Raw genomic sequence first — 18,847 nt, forward strand, 5'->3', positions numbered from 1 at the left:
TAATGCTACCATTCACCAACCAACCGGTCGGTCAATTATTCGACAGGCTTTCCCCAACGTACAGCCAAGCCCCTCTGCCATGACACATCCGCTATTCACCAAGCACGAAGACACGCTGCAAAAGGCACTCACCGCGGTTGAAACGCGCGGCTATTGGAGTCCGTTCGTCGAGATGCCCAGTCCGAAAGTGTACGGGGAAACAGCTAGCGCAGACGGCGAAGCCGCATTCAAAGCGCTTCTGAACAAGACGTTCGAACTGGACCAGCCGTCGACCGGAGAAACCGTCGGCGCTGAAGTCTCGCCGTTCGGGTTCCCTCTCGGCGTGCGCTATCCGAAGGCCGATCCTGACGCGTTGATCTCCGCAGCCGCTGCGGCACAGCCCGATTGGCGCGCAGCCGGCCCGCAGGCGTGGATCGGCGTGTGCCTCGAAATTCTCGCGCGCGTGAATCGCGCCAGCTTCGAAATCGGCTACAGCGTGATGCACACGACCGGCCAGGCATTCATGATGGCCTTCCAGGCCGGCGGCCCGCATGCGCAAGACCGTGCGCTCGAAGCGGTCGTGTACGCGTGGGACCAGCTGCGCCGTATTCCCGCCAACGCCCACTGGGAAAAGCCGCAAGGCAAAAATCCGCCGCTTGCGATGCACAAGCGTTACACCGTCGTGCCGCGCGGCACCGGCCTCGTGCTCGGCTGCTGCACCTTCCCGACATGGAACGGCTATCCGGGCCTCTTCGCTGATCTGGCCACCGGCAACACTGCCATCGTCAAGCCACACCCGGGCGCGATTCTGCCGCTCGCGCTAACCGTGCGCATCGCACGCAATGTGCTGCGCGAAGCCGGATTCGATCCGAACGTCGTTACGCTGCTGGCCACCGAACCGAACGATGGCGCGCTGGTTCAGGACCTGGCTCTTCGCCCCGAAATCAAATTGATCGATTTCACGGGCAGCACTCAAAACGGCACCTGGCTCGAGCGCAATGCACACCAGGCTCAGGTCTACACCGAAAAAGCCGGTGTCAACCAGATCGTGATCGACTCGGTCGACGACATCAAAGCCGCCGCTCGCAATATCGCCTTCTCGCTCGCGCTGTACTCGGGACAAATGTGCACCGCGCCGCAAAACGTCTATGTGCCGCGCAACGGCATCCGCACCGCTGAAGGCACGCTCGGCTTCGACGATGTCGCTCAGGCTATCGCCGGCGCCGTGCGAAAACTGGTCGTCGACCCGGCTCGCGCCGTTGAACTGCTTGGCGCGATCCAGAACGAAGGTGTCTCCCAGCGCATCGAGGAAGCCAGCAAGCTCGGCCGCGTTTTAGTAGAAAGCCAATCGCTGGAACATCCGGCTTTTGCCGGCGCTCGTGTGCGCACGCCGCTCGTGCTCCAACTGGACGCCGCCACCGACCACGCGCAGTTCACCAAAGAATGGTTCGGCCCGATCTCATTCGTGATCGCAACGGACTCGACAGCGCAGTCGCTCGACCTTGCCGGCGCAATCGCTGCAGAACACGGTGCACTGACGCTGTCGGTCTACAGCACGGACGAAGCCGTGCTCGACGAAGCGCACGAAGCATCGATCCGCGGCGGCGTAGCACTCTCGATCAATTTGACGGGCGGCGTATTCGTCAATCAATCGGCGGCTTTCTCCGACTTCCACGGCACGGGCGCAAACCCGGCCGCAAATGCCGCGCTGGCCGACGCAGCCTTCGTCGCGAACCGCTTCCGCGTCGTTCAAAGTCGCGTTCATGTTGAACCGAAAGTGGCACCGGCGGTAGCTGGCTGAATGGCATAAGACAAAAGCACGGCTTTCGCCCTATGCCGTTTGGCCGAATGGACCGAGCCGTGCACCCCAACTAACATGAGACATCGGATTGGCAAGTCCCGCCGATCCGTCCCAGCAGGAACCCACATGAACGACGCCTTCATTTGCGACGCGATTCGCACCCCAATCGGCCGCTACGGCGGCGCCCTGAAGGATGTTCGCGCCGACGACCTCGGCGCAGTACCGATCAGGGCGTTGATCGAGCGCAATGGCAGTGTCGACTGGCAGGCACTCGACGACGTGATCTATGGCTGTGCCAATCAGGCCGGTGACGACAACCGTAACGTGGCTCGCATGGCGGCTTTGCTGGCCGGCTTGCCCACGGCTGCGTCCGGCACAACCATCAACCGTCTGTGCGGCTCGGGTATGGACGCGGTTGGCACCGCGGCGCGCGCCATCAAGGCCGGCGAAGCGCGATTGATGATTGCAGGAGGCGTCGAAAGCATGACGCGCGCGCCGTTCGTGATGGGCAAGGCCGCCAGTGCATTTTCACGGCAGGCCGATATTTACGACACGACTATCGGCTGGCGTTTCATCAATCCGTTGATGAAGCGTCAATACGGCGTCGATTCGATGCCGGAGACCGCGGAAAACGTGGCCGTCGAGTTCGGCATAAGCCGCGCGGATCAGGACGCCTTTGCTCTGGCGAGTCAGCAAAAAGCATCTCGCGCGCAGCGTGACGGCACGCTCGCTCAGGAAATCGTCGGCGTTGAAATTGCGCAGAAGAAAGGCGACCCCGTACGCGTGACGCTCGACGAGCATCCGCGCGAAACGTCGCTCGAAAGCCTGGGCAAGCTCAAGGGCGTGGTCCGTCCCGACGGCAGCGTGACCGCCGGCAATGCATCGGGTGTGAACGACGGCGCGTGTGCGCTGTTGCTCGCGAATCAGGAAGCTGCCGATCAATATGGCTTGCGTCGCCGCGCACGCGTGGTGGGCATGGCAACGGCGGGCGTGGAGCCGCGCATTATGGGCATTGGCCCGGCACCGGCCACACAAAAGCTGTTGAAGCAGTTGAACATGACGCTCAAGCAATTCGACGTGATCGAGTTGAACGAAGCCTTCGCGTCGCAGGGACTGGCAGTCTTGCGCACGCTCGGCCTGCGCGACGACGATCCGCGAGTCAATCCGAACGGCGGAGCGATTGCGCTCGGCCACCCGCTCGGCGCTTCCGGCGCGCGTTTGATCACTACCGCGCTTTATCAGTTGGAACGAATCAACGGCCGCTTTGCGCTTTGCACGATGTGTATCGGCGTAGGCCAAGGCATTGCACTGGTAATCGAACGGCTCTGACACTAACGCCGCCGCCCATTGCGCCGCCGATCAAAGAGACTTTGAGGAGACACCCAATGTCATATGAAGCGATTCGCCTCGACATCGATACATCGAGCCGCGTAGCGACCATCACACTGAACCGCCCGGACAAGCTCAACAGCTTTACCCGCGCGATGCACCAGGAATTGAGCGACGCACTCGGCCAGGTCGAAGCATCCGGCGCGCGCGCGCTCGTGCTGACCGGCGCAGGCCGCGGCTTCTGTGCAGGACAGGATCTCGCGGATCTCGATTTCACGCCAGGCGCAATGACCGATCTGGGCGAACTGATCAATGCGCATTTCAATCCGTTGATTCGCCGCCTGCAAGCACTGCCGTTGCCCGTGATTGCCGCGGTCAACGGCACGGCCGCCGGTGCCGGCGCCAATCTCGCGCTGGCTTGCGATCTCGTGCTTGCCGCTCGTTCGGCCAACTTCATTCAGGCATTCGTGAAGATCGGTCTCGTGCCGGATTCGGGCGGCACGTGGTTCCTGCCGCAACGCGTCGGCATGGCCCGCGCCCTGGGTCTCGCCATCACTGGCGACAAACTGAGCGCGGAGAAAGCCGAAAGCTGGGGGCTAATCTGGCAAGCAGTTGACGACACAGAGCTAGCCGCCACGGCAAGCAAGCTCGCAGCCCAACTGGCGCAGCAGCCCACGCGCGCTATCGCGGCGATCAAACAGGCAATGCGCGCCGGCGCGACGCAAACGCTGGATCAGCAGCTCGATCTCGAACGCGATCTGCAACGCGAACTCGGTGCTTCGCACGATTACGCGGAAGGCGTGCAGGCGTTCGTGGAAAAACGCGCGCCGCGCTTCGAGGGTCGCTGATATGTCCGAGCAACCGAACCACCCCGCCCAAATGACACCCGACGAACTCGCTCGCGCAACCGCGGCCGCCATGTACGAAAACGACGCGTGCAGCCGGGCGCTCGGCCTCGAAATCGTTGAAGTGCGTCCAGGATATGCGCGCCTGCGCATGGCTGTGCGCGACGACTTCCTGAACGGCCATCAGATTTGCCACGGCGGCCTGATTTTCACGCTCGCTGATTCGACATTCGCTTTCGCTTGCAACACGTACAACATCAACACCGTCGCAGCGGGCTGCTCGATCGAGTTCCTGCGGCCGGTAAAAGGCGGCGACGTGTTGACTGCCGAAGCGGTCGAGCAAACCCTGAGCGGCCGCACCGGCATTTACGATATTCGCGTCACGAATCGCGCAGAGGAGACCGTGGCGATGTTTCGCGGCAAATCGGCACAGATCAAAGGCAACCTGCTTCCTACCGGCGATTGAACAGCAGATTGAACGGCAGAGTCGCGACACGATCGCGACCTACTGCCAACACGTATATAGATAGTAGATAGCAGCGAGTCCCCGGTTTTTGCGCGCAAGCGCACCGCACCCCAGACCCAAGCATTGAGGCAGCAAGGAGACATTCGATGACCACCGCCCTTCCGCTCGATCCCATCGAGACAGCCAGCCGCGACGAACTCGCCGCGCTCCAACTCGAACGGCTCAAATGGTCGCTGAATCACGCTTATGAGAATTCGCCTGTGTATCGGCACAAATTCGACGAAGCCGGCGTTCACCCGAGCGAAGTGAAGACTCTCGCGGACCTGGCGCGCTTCCCGTTCACCACCAAGAAGGATCTGCGCGACAGCTACCCGTTTGGCATGTTCGCGGTGCCGCAGGAACAGATCTCGCGGATCCACGCGTCGTCCGGGACAACGGGCAAGCCGACAGTCGTTGGCTACACGGCGCGCGATATCGATACGTGGGCGAATCTCGTCGCGCGTTCGATCCGTGCGGCTGGCGCGAAGCGCGGCGACAAGGTTCACGTGAGCTACGGCTACGGTCTGTTCACAGGCGGCCTGGGCGCGCACTACGGCGCCGAACGCGCTGGGCTGACGGTGATCCCGTTCGGCGGCGGTCAGACTGAAAAGCAGGTGCAACTGATTCAGGACTTCCGGCCCGACATCATCATGGTGACGCCGAGCTATATGCTGTCCATCGCCGACGAACTCGAACGGCAAGGCATCGATCCGGCGAATTGCTCGCTGCGCCTCGGCATCTTCGGTGCAGAACCATGGACCAATGACATGCGCCAGGCGATCGAGAAGCGCATGGGCATCGACGCTGTGGATATCTACGGCCTGTCTGAAGTGATGGGACCTGGCGTCGCTTCGGAATGCGTCGAGACCAAAGATGGCCCGACCATCTGGGAAGACCATTTCTACCCCGAGATCATCGATCCCGAGACCGGCGAAGTGCTGCCGGACGGCGAGCTCGGCGAGCTCGTATTCACGTCGTTGACCAAGGAAGCGCTGCCGATCGTCCGATACCGAACGCGCGATCTGACTCGCCTCCTGCCGGGCAGCGCACGCACCATGCGCCGGATGGAAAAGATCACGGGCCGCTCTGACGACATGATGATCGTGCGCGGCGTCAACGTGTTCCCGACGCAGATCGAAGAATTGCTACTCAAGCAACACGCCCTCGCGCCGCACTATCAAATCGTGCTGACGAAGGAAGGCCCGCTCGATGTATTGACGTTGAACGTCGAGCCCTGCCCGGAATCAGCGCCGGATACAGCGGCGTTGACCACGGCAAAACAGGCGCTGACCTACGACATCAAGGCGCTGATCGGCGTCAGCGCGATCGTAAATGTGCTGGGCGTGAACGGCATCGAGCGTTCGGTAGGCAAGGCACGGCGTGTGGTGGACAAACGGAAGTCGGGGCTTTAAGCGAAGCGCCGAAGGTCGACGTTTGATGACGAAGCTGACCGGTGTCAGCGCCGTCATCAAACCAGAAACCAGCGATCAGGAAAACCCCGCCGCCGCCCGCCCCCAAACTCTCACGAATTCGGCAACAACAACCACATCCGGCCGCCCTGCTTCATCTTGCCGGCCAGATCGCCGGCATCGTCGCCGAGCCCCCAGAAGTAGTCTGCGCGCACGCCGCCTTTGATCGCGGACCCCGTGTCCTGCGCAAAGACGAGGCGATTCATCGGCGAGTTCGTCAAAGGTCGCGTCGTCTGCAAGAAAACCGGCGTACCCAGCGGAATCGAAGTCGGATCCACCGCGATCGATCGCTCCGGCGTCAACGGCACGCCCAACGCACCGATTGGACCGTCCGCGCCACCGCTCGGCGCACTCTCGCCGGACGGCATCTCGCGGAAGAACACGAAGCGCGGATTGGTATCGAGCAGCGCGTCGACCCGCGTCGGATTCGCGCGCGCCCATGCCTTGATGCCCTGCATGGTCGCCTGCGCCGGCGTCAGTTCACCGCGATCGAGCAGCCACCGTCCAATCGACTTGTACGGCTGATTGTTCGTGCCGCCAAATCCGACCCGCATCACGCTGCCGTCTTCCATCACGACGCGCCCGGAGCCTTGCACTTGCAGGAAGAACGCTTCGATCGGATCGTCGACCCACACGAGTTCATTGCCGTTGAGCACGCCCGCACGCTCGAGTTGCGCACGCGCTGGCAGCGGTGCACCCGCGCGATAACCGGGTGGCCAGCGGTACAGCGCCGTCTGATACACGCCATGCCGCGTGCGCGAACCGCGCAGCAACGGTTCGTAGTAGCCGGTCACGAGACCATCGAGCGTGCCGTCGTTATTGGCCAATTGGAACGGCGTGAAATACGCCTCGAAAAATGCCCGCGCGCTGGTGACGTCCAGATCGTCGATCTGCGAGGCCGCCGCGCATGCGCGGGCCCAGTTCGGTTGACGCGCAAGCCTCAGGCAGTTTTGCCGCAACGCAGCCGTTGCGCCGATCAGCGAATCGTCCTGCCACCCCGGCACCTGTTGCCAGGCCACGGCCGTCAGCCGCGTCGCGGCGATCTGCCCGGGTATGATCGCGGCACCCGTGGGCGGCGAAACCGAAGGCCGGACTGCGCCGCCGCCACCGCAGGAAGCCAGCATTACCGCTACCGAAAGCACGCCGAGCCATGCTCCGGCCGTGCGGACAAAACGCATACAATGTTCGTTCTTGATGGAAACCGCCATGTCTGATCTGTTCGACGAATACCCGATGCTCATCTTCGCGTTGGAATCGCTCCTCGCACTCTTCCTGCTCGTCTTTATCGTTGTCTGGACGTCGTCCGGCAAGAAGAAGGCCGCCCGCGCCGCCACCGATGGACAGCAAAAGCAGCAAAAATCCCAGTAAAGCTGCAAAGCTGCGCTGTAAAGCCTTTTAAAGACCGCGAGCCACGCCCTCGGTTCAATGCAAAGTACGCGGCATCCGCAGAATGAACTCGGGCACGGGTGCGTCGAAGCGCTCGCCGTCCTCCGCCACGCAGAAATAGTCGCCACGCATTGTGCCGACGGGTGTGGCGATCACGGCCCAACTCGTATATTCGAAGTGCTCGCCCGGTTTGAGCAGCGGCTGATGCCCGACCACGCCTAGGCCTTTCACTTCCTGCACATTGTTTTCGCTGTCGGTGATCACCCAGTGGCGCGCAATCAACTGCGCGGGCACTTGACCGCTGTTACGGATGGTCAGCGTGTATGCAAACGCATACTGGCGGCGCTCCGGGTCCGACTCTTCGGGCAGAAACTGCACCTGCGCCGAGACGCTGAATTCGTACTGGCTCATCCTGATTCCGGTCTGGTGAAACGGAGTGTGAAAAATCGCGGGAAGCCCCGAACGCCAATGGTTTGCGGGCACATTGGCGAAGCGGCGCCTATGGTTTGGCATTCTGCTTGATGCGCGGCATGCCCGCAACCGGACAAATCCCTCTGGCCAAGGGCCGCTAAGACGTTTTGTCACTTTTGCCGCGTGTATTCGGTGCCAGCCTCAACTCGCCCCCAAGCCGGTTCAGAAGCGTACAAAACGGTAAAATGGCGTTTTCCCGCTTGCATCCGCCCCCCGCCATGACGCAATTCCGCATTGCCCCCAGCATTCTGTCCGCCGATTTCGCCCGCCTCGGCGAAGAAGTCCGCAACGTTGTCGCCGCCGGCGCCGACTGGATTCACTTCGACGTGATGGACAACCATTACGTGCCGAACCTGACAATCGGCCCGCTCGTCTGCGAAGCGATCCGCCCGCACGTGGACGTGCCGATCGACGTGCATCTGATGGTGCGCCCGGTCGACCGCATCGTGCCGGACTTCGCCAAAGCCGGCGCGAACCTGATCAGCTTTCACCCGGAAGGCTCGGACCATATCGACCGCACGCTGTCGCTGATTCGCGACCACGGTTGCAAGGCCGGACTCGTGTTCAACCCGGCGACATCGCTGAATCATCTGGACTACGTGATGGACAAGGTCGATCTGGTGCTGATCATGTCGGTGAATCCCGGCTTCGGCGGTCAATCGTTCATTCCTGAGGCGCTCGTCAAACTGCGCGAAGCGCGCAAGCGGATCGATGCTTACAAGGAAAAAACCGGCCGCGAGATTCATCTCGAAGTAGACGGCGGCGTGAAGGTCGACAACATCGCCGAAATCGCGGCGGCTGGCGCGGACACGTTCGTGGCAGGCTCGGCGATCTTCGGTGCGCCGGATCACAAAGCGGTAATCGACAAGATGCGCGCCGCACTCGCCAACATCGAGCACTGATATCCCGCACTAAAGATGACGACTCCGTTCCCTGCCCCGACCTTCACTAGCCCGCGCCTGCAAGCCGCGATCATCGACCTCGACGGCACGATGATCGATACCGCAGACGATTTCACCGCCGGCCTGAACGGCATGCTTGCGCAACTCGACGCGACGGAAACCTCGCGCGAGGAAGTGGTCGGCTACATCGGCAAGGGTTCGGAGAATCTGATTCGCCGTGTGCTGGCCGGGCGCTTCGAAACGGACCACGCACAAGACCGTTTCGACGAAGCGCTCGCGATCTATCAAGAGGAGTACGCCAAGATCAACGGCGTGCACACGCGGCTGTACCCCGAGGTCGAAGCCGGCCTCAGCGCCATGCGAGATGCCGGCCTCAAACTCGCCTGCGTCACCAACAAGCCGCACCGGTTCGCAGTCGAATTGCTGGAGCAATACGGGCTCCGCCAGTATTTCAGCGTCGTGCTCGGCGGCGACAGTCTGCCGAAAAAGAAGCCGGATCCGCTGCCGATGATCACCGCTGCGGCGCAGCTAGGCGTCACACCGGAAACCACGGTCGCCATCGGCGATTCGGAAAACGATGCGCTGGCAGGCCGCGCGGCAGGCATGGCAACGCTGACGCTGCCGTACGGCTACAACCACGGTCGATCTATACAAGAAATAAAATCCGATGGTATAGTTGCCTCGCTGCTCGACGCCGCCAAGGCTATCGCAGCGCACCATTCCACGACCTGAAAAGTCCCTCATCCTCATGTTTCTGAATAAAAAACGGAGTCTGATTAGCATCGACCGGGGAGCCTGGCCCTGGCGTCGCTGGTCGCGCTAACCTCGCCTGAGGTACGCTGAAGCTCGTCTTCGGCAACCGTTTTTTACTTCGCTGCGCTCACGCGTTTTTTCCATCACCTAGTTTCGCTGCATCGGTTGATTTGGCGTTCGTGTACCCGCAAAGTACATCTGTGCGCTGAAATCCCTTGCATGCGTCGATGGGAAACTCGCGCCGGTCGGTATCATCGTGTCGAAACGTCGAACGAACGCCTGACCGGCTGCGTAACGCCCCGCTTTGTCCGACGCATAGTGCCGTCTGACGTACGTACAGGATCGGAACATGACCGAACTCGAATTCCAGTCCCTCGCCAACGAGGGTTTCAACCGCATTCCGCTGATCGCCGAAGCGCTCGCCGACCTCGAAACGCCGCTCTCGCTGTACCTGAAGCTTGCGCAGAGCGAACGCAACGGCGCCAACTCGTTCCTGCTGGAATCGGTGGTGGGTGGTGAGCGTTTTGGCCGCTATTCATTCATCGGACTGCCGGCGCGCACGCTGCTGCGCACCCGTAACGGCGTATCGGAAGTCGTCCGGGACGGCAAAGTCGTCGAAACGCACGAGGGCGATCCGCTCGAGTTCATCCAGCAATTCCAGGGCCGCTTCAAAGTGGCGCAGCGCCCCGGTTTGCCGCGTTTCGCGGGCGGGCTGGCAGGCTACTTCGGCTATGACGCAGTACGCTACATCGAGAAAAAACTCGCGCATACCGCACCGAAAGACGATCTGAACCTGCCGGACATTCAGTTGCTGCTCACCGAAGAAGTCGCGGTGATCGACAACCTCGCGGGCAAGCTCTACCTGGTGGTTTACTCCGATCCGACGCAACCCGAGGCATACACCAAAGCCAAACAGCGTCTACGTGAATTGCGTCAGCGTTTGCGCACGACCGTGCAGCCGCCGGTCACGTCGGCCAGCGTGCGCACCGAAACCTACCGCGAGTTCGCCAAAGACGATTACCTGGCCGCCGTGCGCCAGGCGAAGGAATACATCGCCGCCGGCGAGTTGATGCAGGTGCAGGTTGGCCAGCGTCTGATCAAGCCGTACCGCGACAATCCGCTGTCGCTGTATCGCGCGCTGCGCTCGCTGAATCCGTCACCCTATATGTACTTCTACAACTTCGGCGACTTCCACGTGGTCGGCGCGTCACCGGAAATTCTGGTCCGCCAGGAAAAGCGCGGCGAAGATCGCATCGTGACAATCCGACCGCTCGCCGGCACCCGTCCGCGCGGCAACACGCCGGAGCGCGACGCCGAGCTCGCCACCGAACTGCTGAACGATCCGAAGGAAATCGCCGAACACGTGATGCTGATCGATCTCGCGCGTAACGACGTGGGCCGTATTTCGCAGATCGGTTCGGTGGTCGTCACCGATCAGATGGTGATCGAGAAATACTCGCACGTGCAGCACATCGTGAGTTCGGTCGAAGGCAAGCTGAAGCCCGGCACCACCAACTTCGACGTGCTGCGCGCCACCTTCCCGGCCGGCACGTTGTCCGGCGCGCCGAAGGTTCGCGCGATGGAACTGATCGACGAACTGGAACCGGTGAAGCGCGGCCTGTACGGCGGTGCGGTCGGCTATCTGTCGTTCACTGGCGAAATGGATCTGGCCATCACGATCCGCACCGGCGTGATCGCAAACGGCAATCTGTATGTGCAGGCGGCAGCAGGTGTAGTCGCGGATTCGGTGCCGGAATCCGAATGGCAAGAGACCGAGAACAAGGCGCGCGCTGTGCTGCGCGCCGCCGAGCAGGTTCAAGACGGCCTCGATAGCGACTTCTGACCGGAGACACACCATGCTGCTTATGATCGACAACTACGACTCGTTCACCTACAACCTGGTGCAGTACTTCGGCGAACTCGGCGAAGACGTGCGCACCTATCGGAACGACGAAATCACGCTGGACGAGATTGCGAAGCTCAACCCGGAGCGCATTTGCCTGTCGCCCGGTCCGAGCAACCCGCAACACGCCGGCATCACCCTCGACGTACTGCGCGAATTCGCCGGCAAGACGCCGATTCTGGGCGTATGCCTCGGCCATCAGGCGATCGGCGAAGCATTCGGCGGCCGCGTAGTGCGCGCGCAAACCATCATGCACGGCAAGGTAAGCACGATCGAAACCGATTGCAAAGGCGTATTCGCCGACCTGCCGAAGCATTTCGTCGTGACGCGCTATCACTCGCTCGCGATCGAACGCGAATCGCTGCCGGACTGCCTCGAAGTGTCCGCCTGGACCGAAGACGGCGAAATCATGGGCGTGCGTCACAAGGAACTAGCCGTTGAAGGCGTGCAATTCCACCCGGAATCGATCCTGTCCGAACACGGCCACGCGTTGCTCGAAAACTTCGTGAAACAGTCGAAGACAGCCCACCGCACCGCTTGATAAAGAGAGACGAAATCATGTCGATTACGCCCCAGGAAGCGCTGCAACGCACGATCGAGCACCGCGAGATTTTCCACGACGAAATGCTGCACCTGATGCGGCTCATCATGCGCGGTGAACTGTCGCCCGTGATGTCGGCGGCGATCATCACCGGCTTGCGCGTCAAAAAAGAGACCATCGGCGAAATCACCGCCGCCGCCACGGTGATGCGTGAATTTGCCCGGCACGTCGAGGTGCAGGACAACTCGAACTTCGTCGATATCGTCGGCACCGGCGGTGACGGCTCGCACACCTTCAATATTTCCACCGCGACGATGTTCGTCTCAGCTGCGGCGGGCGCCAAGGTCGCGAAGCACGGTGGCCGCGGCGTGTCGAGCAAGTCGGGCAGCGCAGACGTACTCGAAGCGCTCGGCGTGAACATCGATCTGCAACCGGAACAGGTGGCGGCGTCGATTGCAGAAACCGGCATGGGCTTCATGTTCGCGCCGAACCATCATCCGGCCATGAAGAACATCGCGCCGGTGCGCCGCGAACTCGGCGTGCGGACCATCTTCAATATTCTTGGGCCACTGACCAATCCGGCCGGCGCGCCTAATCAACTGATGGGCGTGTTCCACGGGGACCTCGTCGGCATTCAGGTGCGTGTGATGCAGCGCCTCGGCGCGAAGCACGTGCTGGTGGTGTACGGTATGGACGGCATGGACGAGGTCTCGCTCGGCGCGGCGACGCAAGTCGGCGAGTTGCGCGACGGCCAGATCCACGAGTACGAAATTCACCCGGAAGACTTCGGCATGCAGATGGTGTCGAACCGTACGCTGAAAGTGGCCGACGCGGCCGAATCCAAAGCGATGCTGCTGGAAGCGCTCGACAACAAGCCGGGCGTCGCGCGTGAGATCGTCACGCTGAACGCGGGCACGGCGCTGTATTCGGCGAACGTGGCGGCGTCGATTGCGGACGGCATCCAGTTGGCGCGCGAAGCGATCGCGAGCGGCAAGGCTCGGGCGAAGGTCGACGACCTGATCCGCTTCACCCAGCAATTCAAGCAGTAATTACGTAGCGAGATACTCATGAGCGACATCCTCGACCGCATCATCGCGGTCAAACGCGAAGAAGTCCGCGCGGCTGAACAGAGCGCGCCGCTCGAAGAGCTGCGGCTCGAAGCATCGTCGCGCGATATCCGCGATTTCGTCGGTGCATTGCGCGCGAAACACGCGGCCGGTCTGGCCGCGGTGATTTCCGAAGTGAAGAAAGCGAGCCCGTCAAAAGGCGTGCTGCGTGAAAACTTCGTCCCGGCCGAGATCGCGCGTTCGTATGAAAAACACGGCGCAGCCTGCTTGTCCGTGCTCACCGACGTCCAGTTCTTCCAGGGCAGCGTTGCGTATCTCGAAGAGGCGCGCGCCGCCTGCAATCTGCCGGTGCTGCGCAAGGACTTCATCGTGGATCCGTACCAGATCGTCGAAGCCCGCGCGATGGGTGCCGACGCGATCCTGCTGATTGCTGCCGCTCTGGAAACCTCGCAGATGCAGGACCTCGAAGCGCTCGCGCATTCGCTGGGCCTCGCGGTGCTGGTCGAAGTGCATGACCACAATGAACTGATGGAATCGCTGAAGTTGAAGACGCCGCTAATCGGTGTCAACAACCGCAATCTGCGCACCTTCGAAACATCGATTGAGACGACCATCGGCATGCTCGAATCGATTCCGGACGACCGTATCGTCGTCACGGAGTCGGGCATTCTGTCGCGTCAGGATGTCGAACGTCTGCGGGCGATGGACGTGCATACGTTCCTCGTCGGCGAAGCGTTCATGCGCGCGGAAGAGCCGGGTGTGGAACTTGCGCGGATGTTTTTCTAAGCGCGATTTCAATATTCAGCGGACGCTGCGGAGCACACGATGGGCATGGAACGTGAAATCAAGCTGGCTCTGCCGGTGAGCCAGGTGGAAGCGGCGACGCAATGGTTCGTCGCACGCACCGGCGACGAAGGTCGCCCGATCGAGTTGGCGAATATCTACTTCGATACGCCGAGGCTTGCGCTGGCTACGTCGAAAAGCGCGCTGCGGCTGCGGCTTACGCCGGACGGCTGGCTGCAAACGTTCAAGACAGTGGGCAACGCGAAGGACGGGCTGCATAGCCGGCACGAGTGGGAAATGCCGGTGGCGGGCGAGAAACTCGAAATCGACGCCTTGCTGCACGCATGCGACGAACCCACCGCCGCTGAGGCCTTGCGCCAGGCGGCGCCGGAGTTGATCGAACTGTTCCGCACGAATTTCACCCGCACACTGTGGAATGTCGAACTGGACGGCTCGAAAGTCGAAGCCGCCATCGACCAAGGCGACGTGCTCGCCGAAGTGAACGGCGAAACCCGCCGCGCGCCGATCTCCGAAGTCGAACTCGAACTGAAATGCGGCGACGAAGCCGCACTCAACACGCTCGCGAGCGAACTCGGCAAACAGGTCGCCGGCCTTGCACCGGACAACATTAGCAAGGCACAACGCGGGTATCAGTTGCGGGTATCTTGAGCAACAGCACGTTTGCTGCGACACTTCCCCGCCATGACCTCAGCTTCCCGCACTCGCTCCAATTCGTCGCAAGCCTCGTTATTCGGCGACGCCTCTGCCACGCCGGCCGGCGCAAGCGCGCAGCCGCAGCCGACACCCACAGACGCCGATTCCCCACCGCCGACGCTCGAGACCCAATTCGCCGCCCTGCCCCCGGCTTGGCGCGCACACCTCAAACCGTTCATCGAAAGCGACGCCTACGCGCCCTTGTGCCGTTTCGTCGACGGTGAGCGCGTGGCCGGCAAAACCGTCTATCCCGCCGACGTCTTCCGTGCCCTGCGTCTCACCAGTCCCGACGAAGTCAAAGTCGTGATCCTCGGGCAGGACCCGTATCACGGCGAAGACCGCGGCACGCCGCAAGCGCACGGACTGGCGTTTTCAGTCGCGCCGAACGTACGCACGCCGCCGTCGCTGCGCAACATCTTCAAGGAAATCGCCGCGAGCCTCGGCCACGAGCCGCCGCGTCATGGCTGCCTCGACACATGGGCCAAACAGGGCGTGCTGCTGTTGAACACGGTGCTGACCGTCGAGCGCGACTCCGCTGCGAGTCACGCGAAACGCGGCTGGGAGAAATGCACGGATACGCTGATCCACGAACTGGCCATGCGCCATGACGGCCTCGTGTTCATGCTGTGGGGCGCGCATGCGCAAGCCAAGCGCGCGCTGCTCGGCGGCAAGTCGCATTACGTGCTGGAAGCGCCGCATCCGTCGCCGCTGTCGGCGCATCGCGGCTTTCTCGGCTGCGGGCACTTTGCGTCGGCCAACGAATATCTCGTGAAGCACGGACGCGAACCGATCGACTGGCGCTTGCCTGACGAAGCGCAGATGCTGGCATAACGCCCGTCGCGCGAAGCGCACCGACACCGGCTACAAGATCACCGCCGCAAAAACGAAAACGCCACGGAATTCACACTCCGAGGCGTTTTTTCATTCCACCGCGCTGCGATCACGCAGCGCGAGACAAACCTCACACCTTACGCAGCAGCGATTGCTTCACGTGCGCCAGCCAACGCTGCGCTCGCAGCATCCGGGCCCATGTTCAGACCTTCAGCGTAGATGAAGTTCACATCGGTCATGCCGAGGAAGCCAAGGAAGGCCTTCAGGTACGGCGTTTGGCTGTCGTTCGGGGTGCCAAGATACTTGCCGCCGCGTGCCGAAACCACGTGGACCTTCTTACCCTTCACGAGACCTTCCGGACCGTTCGCCGTGTACTGGAACGTGATGCCGGCGCGTGCGATGAAGTCGAAGTACGTCTTCAGCTGCGACGAGATGCCGAAGTTGTACATCGGGGCACCGATCACGATGATGTCGGCAGCTTGCAGTTCGGCGATCAGCGCTTCGCTGCGTGCAGCGATCGCAACTTGTTCCGGCGTGCGCTGGTCAGCCGGCGTGAAGAACGCGCCGAGGACGGCATCGTCCAGGTGCGGCAGCGGTTCAGCTTGCAGGTTGCGGACGACGACTTGCGCGCCCGAATTCGATTGTTGCAGCTTTGCGGTCAGCTCGTTGACGAGAAGCGTCGAGTTCGCGCCTTGCGAGCGGGCTGCCGAGTTAATTTGCAGGATCGTGGTCATGGTTGACTCCAGTAGGGGCGCGCAGTTTTGCGCGAGTGGAGCCATTGTGATTTTTTACCCGCCCGGGAAAAAGCCATCCCGCAGCGAAGGATTGTTGCACTGGTAGAACAATCCCCCGCCCTGAATCATCGATTAACGACAGCGTGGATTACGATCAGCTCGCCAGCCAACGCTCCCGCGCCTTGCGCGCGGCGGGCCGTTTATCGCTGACGGTCAGTTTGTAGCGCGCCACGTCAGGCCCGTCCAGCTTGACTTGCACCGTGCGCAGCTCGTCGCGGCGGAAGGCGTGGACTTCGACCTTCGCGCCCGGCAGATAGCGCAACAGTAACGAATCAAGATTCGAGCCGGTTACACGAAGACCGTCGAGCGCGATCAGCACATCGCCCGCCGAGAGGCCGGCTTTCTGTGCCGCGCTGCCGTCGTGAACGGCCGCCAGCGTGCAATCCGCGCCGCCGCGCACGCGCGCGCCGAGCGACGGCTTGCCATTCTTCTCGAGCTCGGGCGCGAGCGTGACGCCAAAAGGCGCGAGCAGCGTGTCGAGGGGCAGATCGTGTGTACCGTGGACGGCCTCGGCGAACAACTCGCCCAGTTGCACACCGGTCGCTTCGGCAAAGATCGCCTCGATCTCGCTTTCTTCGACACCGAGGGGCTTGCCGCGGTAGAAGTCGTGCCCAAAGCGCTGCCACAGAAGGCGCATCACGTCATCGAGCGATTTGCGGTTGCCAGTCTGCGCACGAATCGTCAGATCGAATGCCAGCGCGACGAGCGAACCCTTGGTGTAATAGCTGACGATCGCGTTTGGCGCATTTTCATCCTGCCGATAGTATTTGACCCACGCGTCAAACGAGCTTTCGGCCACCGTCTGCTTCAGACGGCCGCTGCCGCGCTGCACGCCACCGACTACCTTGCCGAGCAGGCCGAAATAGTCATCTTGCGAAATCAGGCCGCTGCGCACGAGGATCAGATCGTCGTAGTAAGAGGTGAAGCCTTCGAACAGCCACAGCAGCGACGTGTAGTTTTCGACGCTCAGGTCGTACGGCGCGAACACGGCCGGCTTGATGCGCTTCACATTCCAGGTGTGGAAGTATTCGTGGCTGCACAGACCGAGGTAGGTTCGGTAGCCCTCGGTGGGCGCGTCGCGGCCTTCCACTGGGAGATCGCCGCGGTTGCAGATCAGCGCCGTCGAGGCGCGATGCTCCAGTCCGCCATAGCCATCAGTGACAGCCTGCGTCATGAACACGTAGCGATCCATCGGCGCTTTCTTCGACTTCGGCTCGAACAGCGCGATCTGCGTTTCGCAGATACGCTTCAGATCGATGGACAGGCGGGCCATATCGAGCCCGATCACGCGACCCGCGATCACGATGTCGTGCGGCACACCGTGTGCCTTGAAGGTTGCAAGCGCGAATTCGCCCAATGTCACCGGATGATCGATCAACTCGTCGTAGTTCTGCGCGCGATACTCGCCGAAGCCATAGCGTTTCGTGCCGCGTGCCTCCGGCAACGCGGTGGCGACGCGCCAGTCCCGATATGCCGCGCCTTCCGGCTTCTGAATATCGACCACGCACTGTGCGTCCTCGTGACCGAGCGGCGACAGAAATACGCTGGTGCCGTTGAAAAAGCCCGTCGTGTCGTCAAGATGCGCGGCCCGCACCGACAGATCCCATGCATATACCTCGTAGCGCAGCGTCAGCGCGCCTTTGACCGGCGCGGCCTGCCACGTGTGCTTGTCGGTCTTTTCGACGCGCACCTTGCGGCCCGCTTCATTAGTCGCCCGCAACGTGACGATATTGCGCGCGAACTCGCGCATCATATAGCTGCCCGGAATCCATACCGGCAGCATGAAACACTGGCCGGCCGGATCGGGATCGGCGACGGTCACGGTGACTTCGAACAGGTGGGCGGCGGGTTGCTTCGGAACGATGGTGTAGCGGATCGGCTTCATCGGCGGCGACTAGAAGTGTTCTGGCGGGGAGGTTCGGGCTTGATGTGAAAGGAGGCGCACTGCGCGCCTCCTTTCTTCGACGGGTGCTACGTGCTCAGTGCACGGCGGACATTTCCTTGTCCAGCCGGTCGGCCGGCACGGCGCCGGGCAGGCGGCGGCCGTCAGCGAGGAACACAGTGGGCGTACCGTCGACGTTCATCGCGCGGCCGAGCGCGAGGTTCTTGTCGATCGCGGCGGTGTCGCAGGTGCCGGCTGCCGTGGGTGCCTGATGATCCTGCATCCACGATTCCCATGCCTTCGCGCGGTCGGTCGAGCACCAGATCGACTTCGACTTGGCGGTCGAATCCGGCGACAGCACCGGGTACAGGAAGGTGTAGACCGTGACGTTATCGATTGACTTGAGCGAGGTCTCGAGCTGCTTGCAGTATGGGCAGTTCGGATCGGAGAACACGGCGATCTTGCGCGCGCCGTTGCCCTTTACGACCTTCACCGCGTTCGCGAACGGCAGGCTCGCGAAATCGATCCGGTTGGTTTCCGCCAGACGCGCTTCCGTCAGATTCTTGCGGGTCTTCGCGTCGACCAGGTCGCCGAGCATGAGGTAATCGCCGTTCGCATCGCTATAGATGATCTGCGTACCGAGATTCACTTCGTAGATGCCGGCAATCGGCGACTTCGTCACGCTCTTGATCGTCACGTCCGTCAGACGCGTTTGCAGTGTGGCTTTGAGCTTGTCGGTGGCTTGATCGGCCTGTGCGGAGCAGCCGATTGCTACGGCAGCGATCGCGAGCACGGCGGCCGCGATGCGAAAGGATTTTTTCATGCTGAATTCCTGGAGTTCAATCGCGCGTGAGGCGCGTTTTTTGGGACGTTTCTGGTCTGACCAGAATGG

The 18,847-nt window shown here is 61.9% G+C and carries 19 protein-coding genes; 14 read left to right on the forward strand and 5 right to left on the reverse strand.

The annotated features are described in order from the left end of the window. Positions 1–79: 79 nt before the first annotated feature. The 5 genes from paaN (at position 80) to paaK (ending at position 5,871) form a co-directional block, all read left to right on the forward strand. On the forward strand, positions 80–1,780 hold the full coding sequence (paaN, locus tag PQQ86_RS17425; protein WP_408269053.1) for a phenylacetic acid degradation protein PaaN: 1,701 nt from the start codon (positions 80–82) through the stop codon (positions 1,778–1,780). 126 nt (positions 1,781–1,906) lie between these two features. After that, positions 1,907–3,109, forward strand: a complete 1,203-nt coding sequence (gene pcaF, locus PQQ86_RS17430; RefSeq protein WP_408269055.1) for a 3-oxoadipyl-CoA thiolase — start codon at positions 1,907–1,909, stop codon at positions 3,107–3,109. A gap of 56 nt (positions 3,110–3,165) precedes the next feature. After that, positions 3,166–3,957 carry a 2-(1,2-epoxy-1,2-dihydrophenyl)acetyl-CoA isomerase PaaG gene (gene paaG, locus PQQ86_RS17435; RefSeq protein ID WP_093643555.1) on the forward strand — a complete coding sequence of 264 codons (792 nt, stop codon included), beginning with the start codon at positions 3,166–3,168 and terminating at the stop codon, positions 3,955–3,957. 1 nt (position 3,958) lies between these two features. Next, a complete protein-coding gene (gene paaI / locus PQQ86_RS17440) occupies positions 3,959–4,420 on the forward strand; it encodes a hydroxyphenylacetyl-CoA thioesterase PaaI (RefSeq protein WP_408269058.1) in 462 nt (153 codons plus the stop codon). Between the two features lie 146 nt (positions 4,421–4,566). Further along, the gene (gene paaK, locus PQQ86_RS17445) at positions 4,567–5,871 is read left to right on the forward strand and encodes a phenylacetate--CoA ligase PaaK (protein ID WP_408269061.1); all 1,305 of its coding nucleotides are present in this window, start codon (positions 4,567–4,569) and stop codon (positions 5,869–5,871) included. A gap of 110 nt (positions 5,872–5,981) precedes the next feature. On the opposite strand, the gene mltA is transcribed toward paaK, so the two are convergent. Next, positions 5,982–7,106 (reverse strand): murein transglycosylase A, encoded by a 1,125-nt coding sequence (gene mltA / locus PQQ86_RS17450; RefSeq protein ID WP_408269064.1) that lies wholly within the window; start codon positions 7,104–7,106, stop codon positions 5,982–5,984. Positions 7,107–7,134: 28 nt separating this feature from the next. Between mltA and PQQ86_RS17455 the strand changes: the two genes are divergently transcribed. After that, positions 7,135–7,296 (forward strand): hypothetical protein, encoded by a 162-nt coding sequence (locus tag PQQ86_RS17455; RefSeq protein ID WP_408269066.1) that lies wholly within the window; start codon positions 7,135–7,137, stop codon positions 7,294–7,296. A gap of 54 nt (positions 7,297–7,350) precedes the next feature. Here PQQ86_RS17455 and apaG read toward each other — a convergent pair whose 3' ends face one another. Beyond that, complete coding sequence (apaG, locus tag PQQ86_RS17460) at positions 7,351–7,725, reverse strand: Co2+/Mg2+ efflux facilitator ApaG/CorD (RefSeq protein ID WP_054036748.1); 375 nt, start codon at positions 7,723–7,725, stop codon at positions 7,351–7,353. 278 nt (positions 7,726–8,003) lie between these two features. Between apaG and rpe the strand changes: the two genes are divergently transcribed. From rpe to PQQ86_RS17500, 8 genes are all read left to right on the forward strand, one after another. Then, positions 8,004–8,687, forward strand: a complete 684-nt coding sequence (gene rpe / locus PQQ86_RS17465) for a ribulose-phosphate 3-epimerase (RefSeq protein WP_028199698.1) — start codon at positions 8,004–8,006, stop codon at positions 8,685–8,687. Between the two features lie 15 nt (positions 8,688–8,702). Beyond that, positions 8,703–9,419, forward strand: a complete 717-nt coding sequence (locus tag PQQ86_RS17470; RefSeq protein WP_408269068.1) for a phosphoglycolate phosphatase — start codon at positions 8,703–8,705, stop codon at positions 9,417–9,419. A gap of 370 nt (positions 9,420–9,789) precedes the next feature. After that, positions 9,790–11,283: an anthranilate synthase component I gene (gene trpE, locus PQQ86_RS17475; protein ID WP_054036746.1), complete on the forward strand. Its 1,494-nt coding sequence runs from the start codon at positions 9,790–9,792 to the stop codon at positions 11,281–11,283. A 13-nt stretch (positions 11,284–11,296) separates the two neighbouring features. Beyond that, positions 11,297–11,884 carry an aminodeoxychorismate/anthranilate synthase component II gene (locus PQQ86_RS17480; RefSeq protein WP_054036698.1) on the forward strand — a complete coding sequence of 196 codons (588 nt, stop codon included), beginning with the start codon at positions 11,297–11,299 and terminating at the stop codon, positions 11,882–11,884. Between the two features lie 17 nt (positions 11,885–11,901). Then, positions 11,902–12,933 (forward strand): anthranilate phosphoribosyltransferase, encoded by a 1,032-nt coding sequence (trpD, locus tag PQQ86_RS17485; protein WP_408269073.1) that lies wholly within the window; start codon positions 11,902–11,904, stop codon positions 12,931–12,933. Positions 12,934–12,951: 18 nt separating this feature from the next. Next, a complete protein-coding gene (trpC, locus tag PQQ86_RS17490; RefSeq protein WP_408269076.1) occupies positions 12,952–13,737 on the forward strand; it encodes an indole-3-glycerol phosphate synthase TrpC in 786 nt (261 codons plus the stop codon). Between the two features lie 39 nt (positions 13,738–13,776). Then, positions 13,777–14,403 carry a CYTH domain-containing protein gene (locus PQQ86_RS17495; RefSeq protein WP_408269079.1) on the forward strand — a complete coding sequence of 209 codons (627 nt, stop codon included), beginning with the start codon at positions 13,777–13,779 and terminating at the stop codon, positions 14,401–14,403. Positions 14,404–14,436: 33 nt separating this feature from the next. Beyond that, positions 14,437–15,279: a uracil-DNA glycosylase gene (locus tag PQQ86_RS17500; RefSeq protein WP_408269081.1), complete on the forward strand. Its 843-nt coding sequence runs from the start codon at positions 14,437–14,439 to the stop codon at positions 15,277–15,279. A gap of 137 nt (positions 15,280–15,416) precedes the next feature. Here PQQ86_RS17500 and PQQ86_RS17505 read toward each other — a convergent pair whose 3' ends face one another. The 3 genes from PQQ86_RS17505 to PQQ86_RS17515 all read right to left on the reverse strand — a co-directional run bounded on the left by PQQ86_RS17505 (position 15,417) and on the right by PQQ86_RS17515 (position 18,778). Then, positions 15,417–16,013, reverse strand: coding sequence for an FMN-dependent NADH-azoreductase (locus PQQ86_RS17505; protein ID WP_097390498.1), 597 nt, complete (start codon positions 16,011–16,013; stop codon positions 15,417–15,419). 154 nt (positions 16,014–16,167) lie between these two features. Then, the gene (locus PQQ86_RS17510; RefSeq protein WP_408269084.1) at positions 16,168–17,958 is read right to left on the reverse strand and encodes a M61 family metallopeptidase; all 1,791 of its coding nucleotides are present in this window, start codon (positions 17,956–17,958) and stop codon (positions 16,168–16,170) included. Between the two features lie 94 nt (positions 17,959–18,052). Then, a complete protein-coding gene (locus PQQ86_RS17515; RefSeq protein WP_093643533.1) occupies positions 18,053–18,778 on the reverse strand; it encodes a DsbC family protein in 726 nt (241 codons plus the stop codon). Positions 18,779–18,847 lie beyond the last annotated feature (69 nt).

Source organism: Paraburkholderia sediminicola (assembly GCF_046026675.1).
GTDB lineage: Bacteria > Pseudomonadota > Gammaproteobacteria > Burkholderiales > Burkholderiaceae > Paraburkholderia > Paraburkholderia sediminicola_F.

What these genes read in the sequence shown, in the direction of transcription:
- paaN (WP_408269053.1), top strand. Translation starts at nt 80, where the DNA reads ATGACACATCCGCTATTCACCAAGCACGAAGACACGCTGCAAAAGGCA.
- pcaF (WP_408269055.1), top strand. Translation starts at nt 1,907, where the DNA reads ATGAACGACGCCTTCATTTGCGACGCGATTCGCACCCCAATCGGCCGC.
- paaG (WP_093643555.1), top strand. Translation starts at nt 3,166, where the DNA reads ATGTCATATGAAGCGATTCGCCTCGACATCGATACATCGAGCCGCGTA.
- paaI (WP_408269058.1), top strand. Translation starts at nt 3,959, where the DNA reads ATGTCCGAGCAACCGAACCACCCCGCCCAAATGACACCCGACGAACTC.
- paaK (WP_408269061.1), top strand. Translation starts at nt 4,567, where the DNA reads ATGACCACCGCCCTTCCGCTCGATCCCATCGAGACAGCCAGCCGCGAC.
- mltA (WP_408269064.1), bottom strand. Translation starts at nt 7,106, where the DNA reads ATGCGTTTTGTCCGCACGGCCGGAGCATGGCTCGGCGTGCTTTCGGTA.
- PQQ86_RS17455 (WP_408269066.1), top strand. Translation starts at nt 7,135, where the DNA reads ATGTCTGATCTGTTCGACGAATACCCGATGCTCATCTTCGCGTTGGAA.
- apaG (WP_054036748.1), bottom strand. Translation starts at nt 7,725, where the DNA reads ATGAGCCAGTACGAATTCAGCGTCTCGGCGCAGGTGCAGTTTCTGCCC.
- rpe (WP_028199698.1), top strand. Translation starts at nt 8,004, where the DNA reads ATGACGCAATTCCGCATTGCCCCCAGCATTCTGTCCGCCGATTTCGCC.
- PQQ86_RS17470 (WP_408269068.1), top strand. Translation starts at nt 8,703, where the DNA reads ATGACGACTCCGTTCCCTGCCCCGACCTTCACTAGCCCGCGCCTGCAA.
- trpE (WP_054036746.1), top strand. Translation starts at nt 9,790, where the DNA reads ATGACCGAACTCGAATTCCAGTCCCTCGCCAACGAGGGTTTCAACCGC.
- PQQ86_RS17480 (WP_054036698.1), top strand. Translation starts at nt 11,297, where the DNA reads ATGCTGCTTATGATCGACAACTACGACTCGTTCACCTACAACCTGGTG.
- trpD (WP_408269073.1), top strand. Translation starts at nt 11,902, where the DNA reads ATGTCGATTACGCCCCAGGAAGCGCTGCAACGCACGATCGAGCACCGC.
- trpC (WP_408269076.1), top strand. Translation starts at nt 12,952, where the DNA reads ATGAGCGACATCCTCGACCGCATCATCGCGGTCAAACGCGAAGAAGTC.
- PQQ86_RS17495 (WP_408269079.1), top strand. Translation starts at nt 13,777, where the DNA reads ATGGGCATGGAACGTGAAATCAAGCTGGCTCTGCCGGTGAGCCAGGTG.
- PQQ86_RS17500 (WP_408269081.1), top strand. Translation starts at nt 14,437, where the DNA reads ATGACCTCAGCTTCCCGCACTCGCTCCAATTCGTCGCAAGCCTCGTTA.
- PQQ86_RS17505 (WP_097390498.1), bottom strand. Translation starts at nt 16,013, where the DNA reads ATGACCACGATCCTGCAAATTAACTCGGCAGCCCGCTCGCAAGGCGCG.
- PQQ86_RS17510 (WP_408269084.1), bottom strand. Translation starts at nt 17,958, where the DNA reads ATGAAGCCGATCCGCTACACCATCGTTCCGAAGCAACCCGCCGCCCAC.
- PQQ86_RS17515 (WP_093643533.1), bottom strand. Translation starts at nt 18,778, where the DNA reads ATGAAAAAATCCTTTCGCATCGCGGCCGCCGTGCTCGCGATCGCTGCC.